The 17,714-nt window shown below is 56.7% G+C and carries 14 protein-coding genes; 6 read left to right on the forward strand and 8 right to left on the reverse strand.

The window, feature by feature from the left end; all coding sequences use genetic code 11:
- Positions 1–9 precede the first annotated feature (9 nt).
- Entirely contained in the window at positions 10–2,769 is a 2,760-nt protein-coding gene (gene barA, locus AC2TE5_RS18215) for a two-component sensor histidine kinase BarA (protein WP_121424547.1), read from the forward strand.
- Positions 2,770–2,864: 95 nt separating this feature from the next.
- Here the strand turns inward: barA and AC2TE5_RS18220 are convergent, their stop codons facing one another.
- The 8 genes from AC2TE5_RS18220 to syd form a co-directional block, all read right to left on the reverse strand.
- Positions 2,865–4,004, reverse strand: a complete 1,140-nt coding sequence (locus AC2TE5_RS18220) for a glycerate kinase (protein WP_484612141.1) — start codon at positions 4,002–4,004, stop codon at positions 2,865–2,867.
- A gap of 77 nt (positions 4,005–4,081) precedes the next feature.
- Positions 4,082–5,419 (reverse strand): glucarate dehydratase, encoded by a 1,338-nt coding sequence (gene gudD / locus AC2TE5_RS18225; protein ID WP_484612142.1) that lies wholly within the window; start codon positions 5,417–5,419, stop codon positions 4,082–4,084.
- A gap of 15 nt (positions 5,420–5,434) precedes the next feature.
- Positions 5,435–6,775, reverse strand: coding sequence for an enolase C-terminal domain-like protein (locus AC2TE5_RS18230; protein WP_336669049.1), 1,341 nt, complete (start codon positions 6,773–6,775; stop codon positions 5,435–5,437).
- Positions 6,775–8,130, reverse strand: coding sequence for a galactarate/glucarate/glycerate transporter GudP (gene gudP / locus AC2TE5_RS18235; RefSeq protein WP_023309021.1), 1,356 nt, complete (start codon positions 8,128–8,130; stop codon positions 6,775–6,777). The genes AC2TE5_RS18230 and gudP overlap by 1 nt, the downstream gene beginning before the upstream one ends.
- Positions 8,131–8,425: 295 nt before the next feature.
- The gene (locus AC2TE5_RS18240; protein ID WP_213328658.1) at positions 8,426–8,875 is read right to left on the reverse strand and encodes a flavodoxin; all 450 of its coding nucleotides are present in this window, start codon (positions 8,873–8,875) and stop codon (positions 8,426–8,428) included.
- A gap of 24 nt (positions 8,876–8,899) precedes the next feature.
- A complete protein-coding gene (gene truC, locus AC2TE5_RS18245; RefSeq protein ID WP_252034248.1) occupies positions 8,900–9,676 on the reverse strand; it encodes a tRNA pseudouridine(65) synthase TruC in 777 nt (258 codons plus the stop codon).
- Positions 9,673–10,002 carry a YqcC family protein gene (locus AC2TE5_RS18250; protein ID WP_484612143.1) on the reverse strand — a complete coding sequence of 110 codons (330 nt, stop codon included), beginning with the start codon at positions 10,000–10,002 and terminating at the stop codon, positions 9,673–9,675. Before AC2TE5_RS18250 ends, truC begins: the two co-directional genes overlap by 4 nt.
- 631 nt (positions 10,003–10,633) lie before the next feature.
- Positions 10,634–11,179 (reverse strand): SecY-interacting protein, encoded by a 546-nt coding sequence (gene syd / locus AC2TE5_RS18255; RefSeq protein WP_148768935.1) that lies wholly within the window; start codon positions 11,177–11,179, stop codon positions 10,634–10,636.
- A 69-nt stretch (positions 11,180–11,248) separates the two neighbouring features.
- Here syd and queF point away from each other — a divergent pair, with 69 nt between their 5' ends.
- From queF to xni, 5 genes are all read left to right on the forward strand, one after another.
- Positions 11,249–12,091 carry an NADPH-dependent 7-cyano-7-deazaguanine reductase QueF gene (gene queF, locus AC2TE5_RS18260; protein ID WP_213328661.1) on the forward strand — a complete coding sequence of 281 codons (843 nt, stop codon included), beginning with the start codon at positions 11,249–11,251 and terminating at the stop codon, positions 12,089–12,091.
- A 116-nt stretch (positions 12,092–12,207) separates the two neighbouring features.
- Positions 12,208–13,572, forward strand: a complete 1,365-nt coding sequence (ppnN, locus tag AC2TE5_RS18265; RefSeq protein ID WP_159514820.1) for a nucleotide 5'-monophosphate nucleosidase PpnN — start codon at positions 12,208–12,210, stop codon at positions 13,570–13,572.
- A 513-nt stretch (positions 13,573–14,085) separates the two neighbouring features.
- Positions 14,086–15,381, forward strand: coding sequence for an HAAAP family serine/threonine permease (locus AC2TE5_RS18270; protein WP_213328663.1), 1,296 nt, complete (start codon positions 14,086–14,088; stop codon positions 15,379–15,381).
- A 65-nt stretch (positions 15,382–15,446) separates the two neighbouring features.
- Positions 15,447–16,814, forward strand: a complete 1,368-nt coding sequence (gene sdaB, locus AC2TE5_RS18275; RefSeq protein WP_023333255.1) for an L-serine ammonia-lyase II — start codon at positions 15,447–15,449, stop codon at positions 16,812–16,814.
- A gap of 112 nt (positions 16,815–16,926) precedes the next feature.
- On the forward strand, positions 16,927–17,682 hold the full coding sequence (xni, locus tag AC2TE5_RS18280; protein ID WP_021241892.1) for a flap endonuclease Xni: 756 nt from the start codon (positions 16,927–16,929) through the stop codon (positions 17,680–17,682).
- Positions 17,683–17,714: the final 32 nt, after the last annotated feature.

Here is a 17,714-nt window from a genome sequence, read left to right on the forward strand (position 1 = left end):
CGGAACGCCATGACCAACTACAGCCTGCGCGCGCGCATGATGATTTTGATCCTCGCCCCCACCGTTCTCATCGGTTTGCTGCTGAGTATCTTCTTTGTGGTGCACCGCTATAACGATTTGCAGCGACAGCTGGAGGATGCAGGCGCCAGCATTATCGAACCGCTTGCCGTTTCCAGCGAGTACGGCATGAACCTGCAAAACCGCGAATCCATAGGTCAGTTAATCAGCGTACTCCACCGCCGCCACTCGGACATCGTACGCGCCATTTCCGTTTACGACGAACATAACCGCCTGTTTGTCACCTCGAATTTTCATCTCGATCCTGCGGCTCTGAAGATCCCGGACGGTACGCCGTTCCCGCGCCACCTCACCGTATTGCGGCGCGGCGATATCATGATCCTTCGCACGCCGATCGTATCGGAAAGCTATTCACCCGATGAGTCTGCGCAATCCGACGCCAAATCCAGCAACAATATGCTGGGATACGTGGCGCTGGAGCTGGATCTCAAGTCGGTCCGGCTACAGCAGTATAAAGAAATCTTCATCTCTGGCGTGATGATGCTGTTCTGCATTGGCATTGCGCTGATCTTCGGCTGGCGCCTGATGCGCGACGTGACGGGCCCCATCCGCAACATGGTTAACACGGTTGACCGCATCCGCCGGGGACAGCTCGACAGCCGGGTGGAAGGGTTTATGCTGGGCGAGCTGGATATGCTGAAGAACGGCATCAACTCGATGGCCATGTCGCTGGCGGCGTATCACGAAGAGATGCAGCACAACGTTGACCAGGCGACGTCCGACCTGCGCGAAACGCTGGAGCAGATGGAGATCCAGAACGTTGAGCTGGATCTGGCGAAAAAGCGCGCTCAGGAAGCGGCACGTATTAAGTCGGAATTCCTGGCCAATATGTCGCACGAGCTGCGTACGCCGCTCAATGGCGTGATCGGCTTCACCCGCCTGACCCTGAAAAGCGAGCTCAACCCGACCCAGCGCGATCACCTGCACACCATTGAACGCTCGGCCAACAACCTGCTGGCGATCATCAACGACGTGCTGGACTTCTCCAAGCTGGAAGCGGGCAAGCTGATCCTGGAGAGTATTCCCTTCCCGCTGCGCAGTACGCTGGATGAGGTGGTGACGCTGCTCGCGCACTCGTCGCACGACAAAGGCCTTGAGCTGACGCTCAACATTAAAAACGACGTGCCGGATAACGTTATTGGCGATCCATTGCGTCTGCAGCAGGTCATTACCAACCTTGTCGGGAATGCCATTAAATTCACCGAAAGCGGTAACATCGACATTCTGGTAGAAAAACGCTCGATCAGCAGCAATAAGGTCCAGATTGAAGTCCAGATCCGCGATACCGGCATCGGGATTCCGGAGCGGGATCAGTCGCGTCTGTTCCAGGCGTTCCGCCAGGCGGATGCCAGTATCTCCCGCCGTCATGGCGGTACCGGCCTGGGGCTGGTGATCACGCAGCGCCTGGTGAACGAGATGGGCGGCGATATCTCCTTCCACAGCCAGCCGAACCGCGGCTCAACCTTCTGGTTCCACATTAATCTGGACCTCAATCCAAACGTATTGACCGACGGTCCGGTGACGGACTGCCTGAAAGGCAAGCGTCTGGCCTACGTCGAACCTAACGCGGCGGCAGCGCAGTGCGCGCTCGATATTTTAAGCACCACGCCGCTGGAGGTGGTCTACAGCCCAACCTTCTCAGCGCTTGCCGTTGAGCACTACGACATTCTGCTGATGGGGATCCCGGTCACCTTTACCGGCGAGCTGACCATGCAGCAGGAGCGGCTGGCGAAAGCCGCGTCAATGACCGACTATCTGCTGCTGGCGCTGCCCTGCCATGCCCAGCTCAATGCAGAAGAGTTGAAAAATGACGGGGCCGCCGCGTGTCTGCTGAAACCGCTCACCGCGACCCGCCTGCTGCCCGCGCTCACGGAGTATTGCCGTCTTAGCCAGCATGCCCTCCCGCTGATTGACGATGAGCAAAAATTGCCGATGAGCGTGATGGCGGTGGATGATAATCCGGCCAACCTGAAGCTTATTGGCGTATTGCTTGAAGACCAGGTTCAGCATGTTGAGCTGTGCACCAGCGGCGCGCAGGCGGTTGAACAGGCTAAGCAGATGCAGTTTGATTTGATACTGATGGATATTCAGATGCCGGGCATGGATGGCATTCGGGCCTGCGAGCTGATCCACCAGCTGCCGCATCAGCAGCAAACGCCGGTCATTGCGGTCACCGCGCACGCGATGGCCGGTCAGAAAGAGAAGCTGCTGAGCGCCGGAATGAATGATTATCTGGCGAAGCCAATCGATGAAGAGAAACTTCATAACCTGCTGTTACGCTATAAGCCGGGTCATATTGGCGGGACGTACACGGTTTCCAGCGAGCCGGTTGAAATCAGCGTCAACCAGAACGCGACCTTTGACTGGCAGCTTGCCCTGCGCCAGGCGGCAGGTAAACCCGATTTAGCCCGCGAAATGCTGCAAATGCTGGTCGCGTTTCTGCCGGAAATTCGCAATAAGGTGGAAGAGCAGCTGGTGGGTGAAAACCCGGAAGATCTGCTGGAAGCAATCCACAAGCTGCACGGTAGCTGCGGGTACAGCGGCGTGCCGCGGCTGAAAAACCTCTGCCAGCTGCTGGAGCAGCAGCTGCGTGCCGGTACGCCGGAATCGGAGCTTGAACCGGAATTCCTGGAGCTGCTGGATGAAATGGATAACGTGACGCGGGAAGCGATGAAGGTATTGGGGAGCTGAGGTAAAAGCCCGGTGGCGCTACGCTTACCGGGCCTACAATTGCGGGTGCGGCCTGATGCCCTCACCCCGCCCCTCTCCCACGGGGAGAGGGAGAACTACATTCCCTGCCCCACCTTCAGCACCGCCGCGATATTCCTTGCGGCCATCCTGACGTTCTCGCTGGCATTTTCAAGCGCGTCTTCCAGCGAGCAGATCGTGTAGATCACGCTAAACACCGCATCAATGCCGTGATCGTGTACCACGCCAACGTCCGCCGTCAGGCTTCCTGCAATGCCGATAACGGGTTTGTTAAAGCGTTTTGCGATTTTCGCCACGCCCACCGGAACTTTGCCGTGGATCGTCTGGCTGTCGATGCGACCTTCTCCCGTGATCACCAGATCCGCATCGGCCACCTGGTCGGCCAGGTGTAGCGCATCGGTCACGATCTCAATGCCCTGGCGCAGCTGCGCGCCGCAAAAGGCGTACAGCGCGGCCCCCATGCCACCCGCCGCGCCGCCGCCAGCAAGGTTTAGCACATCGATATCCAGATCCCGGGCAATGACTCTCGCATACTGTGCCAGCGCGTTGTCCAGGGTAACGATCATCTCGGGAGTGGCCCCCTTTTGCGGGCCAAATACGGCGGACGCGCCATCCTTTCCGGTGAGCGGATTCGTCACATCACAGGCGACTTCTATCCGGCACTCCGCCAGACGTCTGTCCAGCCCGCTCAGGTCGATACGCGCGAGTTTTCCCAGCTCGCCCCCGCCCTGCCCAAGGGGCTGCCCGCTGTCGTCCAGCAGCTTTGCCCCCAACGCCTGCACCATCCCTGCTCCGCCGTCATTGGTGGCGCTGCCGCCTATGCCAATGATGATATGCTTAACGCCTGCATCCAGCGCGTGACGAATAAGTTCGCCCGTGCCCCACGAGGTGGTTTTCAGGGGATTACGCTGCGAAGGGACGACCAGCTCCAGGCCGCTTGCCGCCGCCATTTCAATAAAGGCACTCTGCTCGTCACCGGATAAGCCATAAAACCCTTCCACGCGCTCACCCAACGGGCCGGTCACCGGAACATGCACAATGCGTCCCTGCGTTGCCGCGATCATCGCCTCAACCGTCCCTTCGCCACCGTCCGCGACCGGCAGTTTGACGTAAACCGCCTCGGGGAAGATCTCGCGAAAACCACGTTCTATCGCTGTCGCAACCTCAAGCGCACTCAAACTTTCCTTATACGAGTCCGGTGCGATAACAATTTTCATAAGCCATCCTTACGCATAGTCGTTACGTTAAGCATACACCACGTAAAAGACCGCTTGTGGGAGCGGTCCCAATGCGTTTATCGTACCATGCACGGGCGTTTATTGTCGAATGTCCAGTCCGGGATCAGATACTGCATCGCCATCGCGTCGTCGCGCGCGCCCAGACCGTGTTTCTGATACAGCTCGTTGGCCTTCATGACCTGGTCCATATCCAGCTCAACTCCCAGCCCCGGGGTGGAAGGCACCTGCACCATGCCACCTTTGATCTCAAACGGCTGCTTAGTCAGACGCTGGTTACCTTCCTGCCAGATCCAGTGCGTGTCGATAGCGGTAATCGTGCCCGGCGCGGCGGCGGCAACGTGCGTGAACATCGCCAGCGACACGTCGAAGTGGTTGTTAGAGTGCGAGCCCCAGGTCAGGCCAAACTCGTGGCACATTTGCGCCACGCGCACCGACCCCTGCATCGTCCAGAAGTGCGGGTCCGCCAGCGGAATATCAACAGACTGCAAGGACAGGGTGTGTCCCATCTGACGCCAGTCGGTCGCAATCATATTGGTCGCGGTCGGCAGCCCCGTTGCGCGGCGGAATTCCGCCATGACTTCACGTCCTGAGAAGCCTTGCTCAGCACCGCAGGGATCTTCCGCATACGCCAGCACGCCTTTCAGCTGTTTACCGATCGCAATAGCCTCCTTAAGCGACCATGCGCCGTTCGGATCCAGCGTCACGCGCGCCTGCGGGAAACGTTTTGCCAGCGCGGTGACGGCTTCCGCCTCTTCCTCACCGGCCAGCACGCCGCCTTTCAGTTTGAAATCATTGAAGCCATATTTTTCATAAGCGGCTTCCGCCAGGCGCACCACCGCATCCGGGGTCATCGCCTCGTCGTGGCGGAGTCGGTACCAGTCGCATTGTTCATCCGGCTGGCTCTGATAAGGCAGCGGCGTCAGCCTGCGGTCGCCGACAAAGAACAGATAGCCCAGCATTTCCACTTCGCTGCGCTGCTGACCCTCGCCCAGCAGCGACGCAACGTTGACGCCCAGATGCTGACCCAGCAGATCCAGCATGGCGGATTCAATCCCGGTCACCACGTGGATGGTGGTGCGCAGATCGAAGGTCTGCAGGCCACGCCCTCCGGCATCGCGATCGGCAAAGGTGTTGCGCACGGTGTTGAGGATATTTTTGTACTCACCCAGCGTTTTGCCCACCACCAGCGGAATGGCATCTTCCAGCGTTTGGCGGATCTTCTCCCCGCCCGGAATTTCGCCCACGCCCGTATGGCCGGAATTGTCTTTGATAATGACAATGTTGCGGGTAAAGAATGGCGCATGCCCGCCGCTCAGGTTCATCAACATGCTGTCATGGCCCGCAACCGGAACGATCTGCATGGCGGTAACTACTGGGGTAGAAAAAGTACTCATCGTTCAATCCTTTTATCAGTGACGTCCGAAAACAGGGCGCTTACGGTCAAATGTCCAGCCGGGGATCAGGTACTGCATCGGGCCCGCGTCGTTACGCGCGCCGCCCGGTAGCTTTTTATACGCCTCATGGGCTTTATGGATCTGATCCCAGTCAATCTCCACGCCCAGGCCCGGCGCATCCGGAACGGCAATCTTGCCGTTGATGATTTTCAGCGGATTTTTCGTCAGGCGAGCTTCCCCTTCCTGCCAAATCCAGTGGGTGTCGATGGCGGTCGGGTTACCCGGCGCCGCCGCGCCAACGTGGGTAAACATCGCCAGCGAAATATCAAAGTGATTGTTCGAGTGACAGCCCCAGGTCAGCCCCCAGTCATCGCACAGCTGCGCCACGCGCACTGCGCCTGAAAGCGTCCAGAAGTGCGGGTCCGCCAGCGGTATGTCGACGGCGTTCAGCATCACCGCGTGGCCCATTTCACGCCAGTTGGTGGCGATCATATTGGTCGCGACAGGCAGCCCGGTGGCGCGACGGAACTCGGCCATGACTTCACGGCCCGAGAAGCCCTGCTCCGCGCCGCAGGGGTCTTCCGCATAGGTCAGGACATCCCCCAGCCCTTTGCACAGGCTAATCGCTTCATCCAGCAGCCATGCGCCGTTGGGATCGACGGTGATCCGTGCATCCGCAAAGCGTTTTTTCAGCGCCCGGGCCGTTTCAATCTCCTGCTCGCCGGGCAGCACTCCGCCCTTCAGCTTGAAATCCTTAAAGCCGTAGCGATCCTGCGCCGCCTCGGCCAGCCGCACCACCGCGTCGCTGGAGAGCGCTTCCTGGTGGCGCAGGCGATACCAGTCGTGATCGCCCGTGGATCGCGCCAGATAGGGGAGATCGGTCTTATTGCGATCGCCAACGTAGAACAGATAGCCCAGCACGGTTACCGCATCGCGCTGTTTGCCGGGCCCCAGCAGCTCGCAAACCGGAACATTCAGCGCCTTACCCAGTAAATCAAGCAGGGCGGCCTCCAGGGCGGCGACCGCGTTGACCCGCAGTTCAAACGTCCAGGCACCTTTACCGAACGTATCAAAGTCTGCCGACTGATTGCCCTTATGCACCCGCTGAACCACCTTGTTCAGACGGGCGACCTCCTGGCCTACGACCTGCGGAATGGCATCGACCAGCGTCTGGTAAATCACCTCTCCGCCAGGGGCCTCGCCCACGCCGGTATTCCCTGCGCTGTCTTTCAGCACGACGATATTACGGGTAAACCAGGCGTTATGCGCACCGCCAATATTGAGCAGCATGCTGTCCTGCCCGGCCACCGGGATGACCTTCATCTCCGTGACGGTTGGACTCGATTGCGTTGTCATCATCCACGCTCCGCTACAGGTTTAAGTTCGACGCGTTTGATATCCCCCACCAGCACCAGGTAGCTCAGCACCGCCACCAGCGCATGCACACCCACGTAGATCAGCGCACCGTTGAAAGAGCCGGTGGTGCCGACGATGTAGCCGATAGCGATTGGCGTAACAATCCCGGAGATGTTGCCGAACATGTTGAACAGACCGCCGCTCAGGCCGCTGATCTCTTTCGGTGCCGTATCCGCCATCACCGCCCAGCCCAGCGCGCCAATGCCTTTGCCGAAGAAGGCCATCGCCATAAAGCCGATAATCATCCATTCGGCATTGACGTAGTTACAGAACACCATGGTCATGGAGAGCAGCATGCCGAGCACAATCGGCGTTTTACGCGCGATGTTCAGTGACCCCGTGCGGCGCATCAGCCAGTCGGAAATCACCCCGCCGAGCACGCCGCCGACGAAGCCGCAGATTGCCGGAACCGAGGCGACAAAGCCCGCTTTTAGAATCGACATGCCGCGTGCCTGCACCAGGTACACCGGGAACCAGGTGATGAAGAAGTAGGTTAAGGCGTTAATACAGTACTGGCCCAGATAGATGCCGATCATCATGCGCGAGCCGACGAGCTGCTTGATCTGCGCCCATTTCTGGCTGAACGGGACTTTTGCTTTTGCGGATTTCTGATCCATGTTGATCAGCGCTCCGCCTTCCGCGATGTACTCCAGCTCTTTTTTGTTCACGCCAGGATGCTGGTTGGGTTCGTGGATCACTTTCAGCCAGACGAAGCTGATGACGATCCCAAGCCCGCCCATGAAGAAGAAGACGTGTGACCAGCCTACCTCATGCGTCAGCCAGCCCATGATTGGCGCGAAGATCACCGTTGCGAAGTACTGTGCGGAGTTGAAAATCGCCACCGCCGTTCCCCTCTCCTGCGCCGGGAACCATGCCGCCACAATGCGGCTGTTGCCCGGGAAGGAAGGTGCTTCCGCTAAGCCCACCAGGAAGCGCAGCGTGAAGAGCGCCACGATAATGCCGAAGCCGCTGAAGATATCGACGAAACCCTGCAACAGGGTAAACATCGACCAGATAAAGATGGACCAGAAATAGACGCGTTTAGATCCAAAACGGTCCAGCAGCCAGCCGCCAGGAATTTGCCCGATGACGTAGGCCCATGAGAATGCGGAGAAAACGTAACCCATGCCCACGGGATCAAGGCCGATATCTTTTGCCATTTCCGAACCGGCAATCGACAGCGTGGCGCGGTCACCATAGTTAAAGGACGTGACGATAAACAGCATCACCACTATCCAGTAGCGGGCGTTGGTGCGCTTTTCAGCGCTGCTCGCTGCGTGGCTTAATGTACTCATTGTTGCACTCCTGAAACATAGCTTTCGCCTGGTTCATTCTGTACAGCACCGGTAGGGTAATCAGAATGAGACTTGTGTTTTGTCGTTTTGGTACGGCCTGAAGCCGTTTTATAGTGACCGGGAAAGTATATGAAGGAGTGACACGTTCTCTCACCGTGCAGAAACACAGTATTGAAGGGTGTATGAGAGGTTGTTTAAGGCATAAGCCCAAGGGAGTGGAAGGTGGTTCACGGAATTGAGGATTTGCTGCGGCTTCGTTGCCGGGTGGCGGCTAAGCCTTACCCGGCCTGGATAACTATTTAAGGAGAGTTGCCCAGTGCTCAACCCACGGGTTTGATTCGCTTTCTGGCTCCGGGTGCTCCCCGGCATCAATCAACAGCATCTCGCCGACGCGCTGGGCGCTCTGTTCCTGCAGGAGCGCATCGAACTGCTTGCCGCCGCCGCAGAAGTTGGCGTAAGAGCTGTCGCCCAGGGCAATGATGCCGTAGTGCACGTTCGGCTGATAGCCAAGCTGGTCTTTAATGCCCTGGAACAGCGGCACGATGCTGTCCGGCAGATCGCCCTGCCCGGTGGTGGAGGTCACCACCAGAATGTATTTATCTTGATACTTTTGCCAGTCCGCCAGTTCCGGGTCTTCATAGACCGTGGCTTTATGGCCCTGGCTGGCGAGTATTGCCTCAGCCTCTTCCGCTACCAGCAGCGAGTTGCCGTACATTGTGCCGACAAAAATGCCTACTTCAGCCATGATATTTTCCCATAATGAATGCGTTTACCGTTCATCCTGAACGTTGCCCGATACAAACTCAACCCTTTCATTTTCGGGGAGTTGTCCCAGCCAGCCAAACTGTGACAGCGCCTGCATCCAGACGTCGTCCAGCCCCGCACGGATAGACAGCGGTTCGCCGGTAAACGGGTGCGTCAGGCTCAGCTCGCTGGCGTGCAGCATCAGACGATGGCAGCCAAAGTGTTCGGCCGCGCTGCGGTTCTGGCGCAAATCACCGTGTTTGCTGTCGCCAATAATCGGGTGGCGCAGGTGCGCGAGATGGCGTCGCAGCTGGTGCTTACGCCCGGTTTTAGGCAGAAGCTCAACCAGGCTGTAGCGTGTGGTCGGAAATTTGCTGGTTGCCACCGGCATTTCGGTCGTCGCCATGCCGCGATAATCCGTCACTGCGGGCTGCGGACCTTTGTCATCGCGGGCAAATTTATCGGCGATTTTGTCCAGCTCCTCCACCAGTGGGTAGTCCAGCGTGGCGGCTTCCGTCAGCCAGCCACGGACGATCGCATGGTAGCGCTTTTGCATCTGGTGCTGTTCGAACTGCTGTGACAGCAGGCGTCCCGCCTCGCTGGAAAGCCCCATCAGCAGCACGCCGGAGGTCGGCCTGTCGAGACGATGGGCGGTAAAAACATGCTGACCAATCTGGTCGCGAACGGTCTGCATCACCACCACTTTCTCATCACGATCGAGCCAGCTGCGGTGTACCAGCCAGCCTGACGGTTTATTCACCGCCACCAGCCACTCGTCCTGATAGAGGATCTCAAGCGTCATGCATCGTCACCGGCAAACAGGGTATCCAGTTTTTCCAGTTCGATCAGCATCACGTCGCGCGCAGGGTGCGTCGCCTCAAGCGCCATTTCATAGTAGGGAGAGACAGCAAACGCCTGCGGCAGCGGGTGACCGCCCTCAAGCAGGGCGTGCATGCGCGGAATTAACACCCACTGCAGCCACTCAAACGGGGCCAGCGTATCCAGGCAGAAGGGCTGGGTGCTCGCGAACGCTTCTGGCTGCGGCGCGGTCTCCTGCCACAGCTGATGTTGGCGCAAAAGGGCTTCGATGGCGTGCAACTGGGCACGAACGCTATCGTGTTGCGTCATAGTAACCTCAACTGAAAAAGTGAACGGCGCGCAGCATAGCATTGCGGAAGGCAGAAATAAAAAAAGGGAGCACTGTAAAAACAGTGCTCCCGGTTCGTTCCGCAGCATTCCAGCTACAATTCGTGCTCCCTGCTCATCCGTGACAACTTTTCCTGAAGCCCGAAGGCCTGGTCATCCGTAAACCGTTGCATCCTGCACACATCTTCCTGACGTGTTTGTTTCATCCTGAAACGTCCTGGCCTTCCTGACCCACCGACCATCCTGACCGGCTCTCGTTCTCCTTCCTGGAGGTGTCCCTTACGCATCCTGCGTTATCCACTTTGCTTCATCCTGAAGCCTTCCTGCAGCGCCATCCTGACGAGTCCTGAGTGAGATACGCCATCATCCTGATGTTCGTTTCTCGTGTCGGCGTCCTGTCGACGGAGATAGAATCCGCTATTCCGCTTCGTCTTACAACCCACCCTTTCGGGGTTGTAAGCCGTAAGAAATCCCTAAAAACGATGCGATAAACCACTAATCTATTGAAAAATAGAGTGATATTAATCTGAATTAAATAAGGTAATACTGAATGTTCCAGCGATCTCTCACAAACCTTGTAAGAGATCTCTCACACGCGCTATAGCATCATGGATTACAGAAGTGGCTCAAGTCGGGTAAGGAAATCCGCAAGAGAGGGGGCGAGAGTCTCGCGATTGCGGGTTCCGATAGTCTCTTTAACCACTTCACCTGACAGGTTACAGACGGATAACACATCCAGTTCGCTGTCCAGCGTGGCAATAAAGAGCGTCGGAGAAAGCTTAAGGCGTTTTTGCGTGACCAGATGACCAATCAGGTTTTCCTGAACACGCTGCAGATCGTCTTCGCTCCAGGTCTGCAACAGCGTCAGCGTGATATCAGCAAAGCGCGCGGGCATATCCCCTGCGAACTGAGTAGTATAAAACGCGTGAACCGCTGGTTGTACCACAATGTCCATTGCCCGTTCAACCGCATTTACATTTTGCTCGCCGGTATTGGGCTTCGGCTGCCAGATAACGTAATCCTCAAGCGAAGAGATAATGCACGGCGAGGGTACACCATATAAATCAGCACTTTGCGGCCACGAGCCCTGCTTTTCATGCCATGCGTCGCAATAGCGGGTCGTGAAGGTAGTGAGGGCATTTGCAGTTTCGATGTCCACCGATTTCTCTCTTCTTGTCAGACAGGATAAACTCAGCCCATAAGTGTACCTGTAAAGTGGCTATGAAACATGTCTTACGAAAATCATCATGCGTTAACCGGCTTAACGCTGGGTAAATCGACCGATTACCGCGATACCTACGATGCAGGCCTGCTGCAGGGCGTGCCGCGCAGCCTGAATCGCGATCCTCTGGGTCTGCATGCGGACGCATTGCCGTTTGTCGGCGGCGATATCTGGACGCTGTACGAACTCTCCTGGCTTAACGCACGCGGTCTGCCGCAGGTGGCGGTGGGCCACGTTGAGCTGGATTACGCCAGCGTTAATCTCGTCGAGTCCAAAAGCTTTAAGCTCTATCTCAACAGTTTTAACCAGACAAAATTCAACAGCTGGGATGACGTTCAGCACACCCTGGAACGTGATTTAAGCGCCTGCGCGCAGGGAAAGGTAAGCGTTTCACTGTATCGCCTGCACGAGCTGGAAGGGCAGCCGGTCGCCCACTTCAACGGGACCTGCATCGACGATCAGGATATCGAGGTGGAGAATTATGAATTCAGCGCCGATTACCTCGAAAATGCGGCGAGCGGAAAGGTGGTCGAAGAGACGCTGGTCAGCCATCTGCTGAAATCCAACTGCCTGATCACCCACCAGCCGGACTGGGGCTCGGTGCAGATCCAGTACCGCGGCCCGAAAATCGACCGGGAAAAATTGCTGCGCTATCTGGTGTCGTTCCGCCATCACAACGAATTCCACGAGCAGTGCGTGGAGCGTATCTTTAGCGATATTCAGCGTTTCTGCCAGCCAGAAAAATTGAGCGTTTATGCGCGCTACACCCGCCGCGGCGGGCTGGACATCAACCCGTGGCGCACCAACACCGATTTTGTGCCTGCGACGGGACGGCTGGTGCGTCAATAATATAAATATTTTCACAATATGCGCGGTATCTTCCGCGCTTTAGGTTGTGAAACGTCACGCGGCAGGGCTATTGTAATCAACAGGGAAAGACGATAATCGTCCCGTAAGGAGCTCACTTGATTACACATATTAGCCCGCTTGGCTCAATGGATATGTTGTCGCAGCTGGAAGTGGACATGCTTAAGCGCACGGCCAGCAGCGATCTTTATCAACTGTTTCGTAACTGTTCACTTGCCGTACTGAACTCCGGAAGCCTGACAGATAACAGTAAAGAACTGCTGTCCCGCTTCGAAAGCTTTGATATCAACGTGCTGCGCCGCGAGCGTGGCGTGAAGCTTGAAGTCATCAACCCGCCGGAAGAGGCCTTTGTCGACGGGCGCATCATTCGTTCACTTCAGGCTAACCTGTTTGCCGTGCTGCGTGACATCCTGTTTGTTAACGGGCAGATCCACAACGCAGGCCGTTTCCAGCATCTCGACCTGGAAAGCTCGGTCCATATTACCAACCTGGTGTTCTCCATTTTGCGTAACGCCCGCGCCCTGCACGTTGGTGAAGCGCCGAACATGGTCGTCTGCTGGGGCGGTCACTCCATTAACGAAACCGAATACCTTTATGCCCGTAGGGTAGGAACGCAGCTCGGACTGCGCGAGCTGAACATCTGTACCGGCTGCGGTCCGGGTGCGATGGAAGCGCCAATGAAAGGTGCCGCAGTGGGGCACGCGCAGCAGCGTTATAAAGAGGGGCGGTTTATCGGCATGACCGAGCCGTCAATTATCGCCGCTGAGCCGCCTAACCCGCTGGTTAACGAGCTGATTATCATGCCGGATATCGAGAAGCGTCTTGAGGCGTTTGTCCGTATCGCCCACGGCATTATCATCTTCCCGGGCGGCGTGGGGACAGCGGAAGAGCTGCTCTACCTGCTGGGTATTCTGATGAATCCGGCCAACAAAGATCAGGTTCTGCCGCTGATCCTGACCGGGCCAAAAGAGAGCGCCGACTACTTCCGCGTGCTGGACGAGTTTATCGTGCACACGCTGGGTGAAGCCGCGCGCCGTCACTATCGCATCATCATTGACGATGCCGCAGAGGTGGCGCGCCAGATGAAAAAAGCGATGCCGCTGGTGAAAGAGAACCGTCGCGATACCGGCGATGCGTACAGTTTTAACTGGTCAATTCGCATTGCGCCGGACCTGCAGATCCCGTTCGAGCCTTCGCATGAAAATATGGCGAACCTGAAACTCTACCCGGACCAGCCGGTGGAAGTCCTGGCGGCCGATCTGCGTCGTGCCTTCTCCGGGATTGTGGCGGGCAACGTCAAAGAGATGGGCATCCGCGCCATTGAACAGTACGGCCCGTACAAGATCCACGGCGACCCGGAGATGATGCGCCGTATGGACGACATGCTACAGGGCTTCGTCGCTCAGCACCGCATGAAGTTGCCAGGCTCCGCCTACATTCCTTGCTACGAAATCTGCACCTAACGCTTAGCAGCGTCTCATCAAAACCGGGTCGCCCTCTCGCGCGTCCCGGTTTTTTTTTACCGAAGCAATTCATAGGCATCACTTATGTCTTTTACAAACTATTCACAACGCAAACGATTACCTCATTTTTACAACCGTAAGTTATCAGCCTTAATCCAAATTACCCGCCAGAAAATCCTAAAAACCCAATTCTTTACAGCTAAAGACACCTATATCACGGGTCGGTCTTTCAGCTCACATGTCGTTGGTGGTAGCCTTCGCGCCCGTAAATTCTCTTTGATGTTTTTTTAACAGATAAATGGTCTAAAGATGCCCACATCATAAGTGGATTATTGCATTTGGGATCACGATCACTGATAGATTCATAACTAGAATGTATCTTTCCGCCCGCCAATAGTTACGGGCGAAAATTATTAAAAAACCGTCACTGAACGAATTTCATATTACCGTCAGGCACTTTTTCATCGGATTTGACTAAAAAACCTGACAATTCGCTTCCTCCAGGAGATATAGATGGAAACCACTCAAACCAGCACCGTTGCTTCGATTGAATCCCGAAGTGGTTGGCGCAAAACGGATACCATGTGGATGCTTGGCCTTTACGGCACGGCAATCGGCGCTGGTGTACTGTTCCTTCCTATCAACGCAGGCGTCGGCGGTCTGATCCCGCTGATCATTATGGCTATCATTGCTTTCCCGATGACCTTCTTTGCACACCGCGGTCTGACCCGCTTCGTGCTGTCCGGTAAAAACCCGGGCGAAGACATCACCGAAGTTGTTGAAGAGCATTTCGGCGTTGGCGCAGGTAAACTGATTACCCTGCTCTACTTCTTCGCGATTTACCCGATTCTGCTGGTCTACAGCGTGGCGATCACCAACACCGTTGAAAGCTTCATGATGCACCAGCTGCACATGACGCCGCCTCCGCGTGCGATTCTGTCTCTGATCCTGATTGTGGGCATGATGACCATCGTGCGCTTCGGTGAGCAGATGATTGTGAAAGCAATGAGCGTACTGGTCTTCCCGTTCGTTATTGCCCTGATGGTGCTGGCTTGCTACCTGATCCCACAGTGGAACGGTGCAGCGCTGGAAACCCTGTCCCTGGGCAGCGCATCGGTAACCGGTAACGGCCTGCTGATGACCCTCTGGCTGGCGATTCCGGTAATGGTGTTCTCCTTCAACCACTCCCCAATCATCTCCTCTTTCGCTGTTGCGAAACGTGAAGAGTACGGTAATGGCGCAGAGAAGAAGTGCTCCAGCATCCTGGCACGCGCTCACATCATGATGGTACTGACCGTGATGTTCTTCGTCTTCAGCTGCGTACTGAGCCTCTCCCCGGTGGATCTGGCGGCAGCGAAAGAGCAGAACATCTCTATTCTGTCTTACCTGGCAAACCACTTTAACGCACCGGTCATTGCGTGGATGGCGCCTATCATCGCGATTATCGCCATCACCAAATCCTTCCTGGGCCACTACCTCGGCGCACGTGAAGGCTTCAACGGTATGGTGATTAAATCTCTGCGCGGTAAAGGCAAGAGCATTGAAATCAACAAGCTGAACAAAATCACTGCACTGTTCATGCTGCTCACCACCTGGGCGGTAGCAACGCTGAACCCAAGCATCCTGGGCATGATTGAAACCCTGGGCGGCCCGGTCATCGCGATGATTCTGTTCCTGATGCCGATGTACGCGATTCAGAAAGTCCCTGCTATGCGCAAGTACAGCGGTCATGTGAGCAACGTCTTTGTGGTTATCATGGGTCTTATCGCAATCTCTGCGATCTTCTACTCCCTGTACACCATGTTCTGATTATCACCCGCGCCGTCTTCGGACGGCGCACTCCTCCCTCTCTGACTGAAAGCAATGGACGCATCATGATTAGCGTATTCGATATCTTCAAAATCGGTATTGGTCCTTCCAGCTCTCACACCGTCGGACCAATGAAAGCCGGTAAGCAGTTCACGGATGACTTGATTGCACGCGGCATCTTGCATGACATTACCCGCGTGGTTGTCGATGTATACGGCTCGCTTTCCCTGACCGGGAAAGGCCACCATACCGATATCGCCATTATCATGGGCCTGGCGGGAAATCTGCCGGATACCGTTGATATTGATGCGATCCCTGGCTTCATCCAGGATGTGAACACCCACGGTCGCCTGCTGCTGGCGAACGGTGAACATGAGGTTGAATTCCCGGTTGACCACTGCATGAATTTCCATGCGGACAACCTGTCGCTGCACGAAAACGGCATGCGCATTACCGCGCTGGCTGGCGACAAAGCGGTATACAGCCAGACGTATTACTCTATCGGCGGCGGTTTTATCGTCGACGAAGACCACTTTGGTCAAACCGATAACGCTTCCGTCGAGGTGCCGTATCCGTACAAAACGGCGGCGGATCTTCAGCGTCACTGCCAGGAGACGGGCCTTTCCCTCTCCGGCCTGATGATGAAAAACGAGCTGGCACTTCACAGCAAAGAAGAGCTCGAACAGCACTTCACTAACGTCTGGGAAGTGATGCGCGGCGGTATTGAGCGTGGGATCACCACCGAAGGCGTTCTGCCTGGCAAGCTTCGCGTGCCGCGTCGTGCTGCAGCGCTGCGCCGTATGCTGGTGAGCACCGACAAAACGACAACGGACCCGATGGCCGTCGTAGACTGGATCAACATGTTCGCACTGGCGGTGAACGAAGAGAACGCCGCAGGGGGCCGTGTGGTCACCGCGCCGACTAACGGTGCCTGCGGTATCGTTCCGGCGGTGCTGGCGTACTACGACAAGTTTATCCGTGAAGTGAACGCGAACTCACTGGCACGCTACCTGCTGGTCGCCAGTGCGATTGGTTCGCTGTATAAGATGAACGCGTCCATTTCCGGTGCGGAAGTGGGCTGTCAGGGTGAAGTCGGCGTGGCGTGCTCCATGGCGGCGGCGGGTCTGGCCGAACTGTTGGGTGCAAGCCCGACACAGGTGTGCATCGCTGCGGAAATCGGCATGGAACATAACCTGGGACTGACCTGTGACCCGGTTGCCGGACAGGTACAGGTGCCGTGCATCGAACGTAACGCGATTGCCTCCGTGAAGGCGGTGAACGCGGCACGTATGGCGCTGCGCCGCACCAGCGAGCCGCGCGTCTGTCTCGATAAGGTTATCGAAACCATGTACGAAACCGGTAAAGATATGAACGCCAAATACCGCGAAACCTCTCGCGGCGGCCTGGCGATGAAGATCGTGACCTGCGATTAAGCCTCTCAGGAAGCCTCGTTTTGCGAGGCTTCTTCCTGTTTTCCCCACCATTCATAGTTTCACGCTGCTGACAGTGTTACCCTTCACGCATGAGATAGAAGGGAGATTATCTGTGGCCGTTCATTTACTTATCGTCGATGCTCTAAACCTGATCCGCCGTATCCATGCGGTACAGGGGACGCCTTGTAAAGACACCTGTCTGCACGCGCTGGAACAGCTTATCCGCCACAGTGAACCCACCCACGCGGTCGCGGTATTTGATGACGAAGCCCGCAACACGGGCTGGCGACACCAGCGTCTGCCGGACTACAAAGCCGGACGCGCACCGATGCCGGACGATCTTCACGCTGAATTGCCCATGCTGCGCGCCGCATTTGAACAGCGGGGCGTCCCCTGCTGGGGCGCACAGGGAAACGAAGCCGACGATCTCGCGGCCACCCTCGCCGTCAAAGTGGCAAGTGCCGGGCATCAGGCCACTATCGTTTCAACTGACAAAGGCTACTGCCAGCTGCTCTCGCCGACTATCCGCATTCGCGACTATTTTCAAAAACGCTGGCTGGACGCGCCGTTTATCGCCAGCGAGTTCGGCGTCTCGCCTGAGCAACTGCCGGATTACTGGGGGCTGGCAGGCATCAGCAGCTCTAAGGTTCCGGGTGTCGCCGGTATTGGACCAAAGAGCGCCGCGCAGCTGCTGACCGATTTTCAGAGTCTGGAAGGGATTTACGCCCGTCTGGATGAGGTGCCAGAAAAGTGGCGCAAGAAGCTGGAGGCGCATAAAGAGATGGCGTTTATCTGCCGGGAAATCGCAACGCTACAGACGGATTTACAGCTGGACGGGAATTTACAGCAGCTGCGGTTAGAACGTTAAAGCGACTTCAGGGTTTTGTAGGCCCGGTAAGC

Source organism: Enterobacter sp. N5-15, from assembly GCF_057221635.1.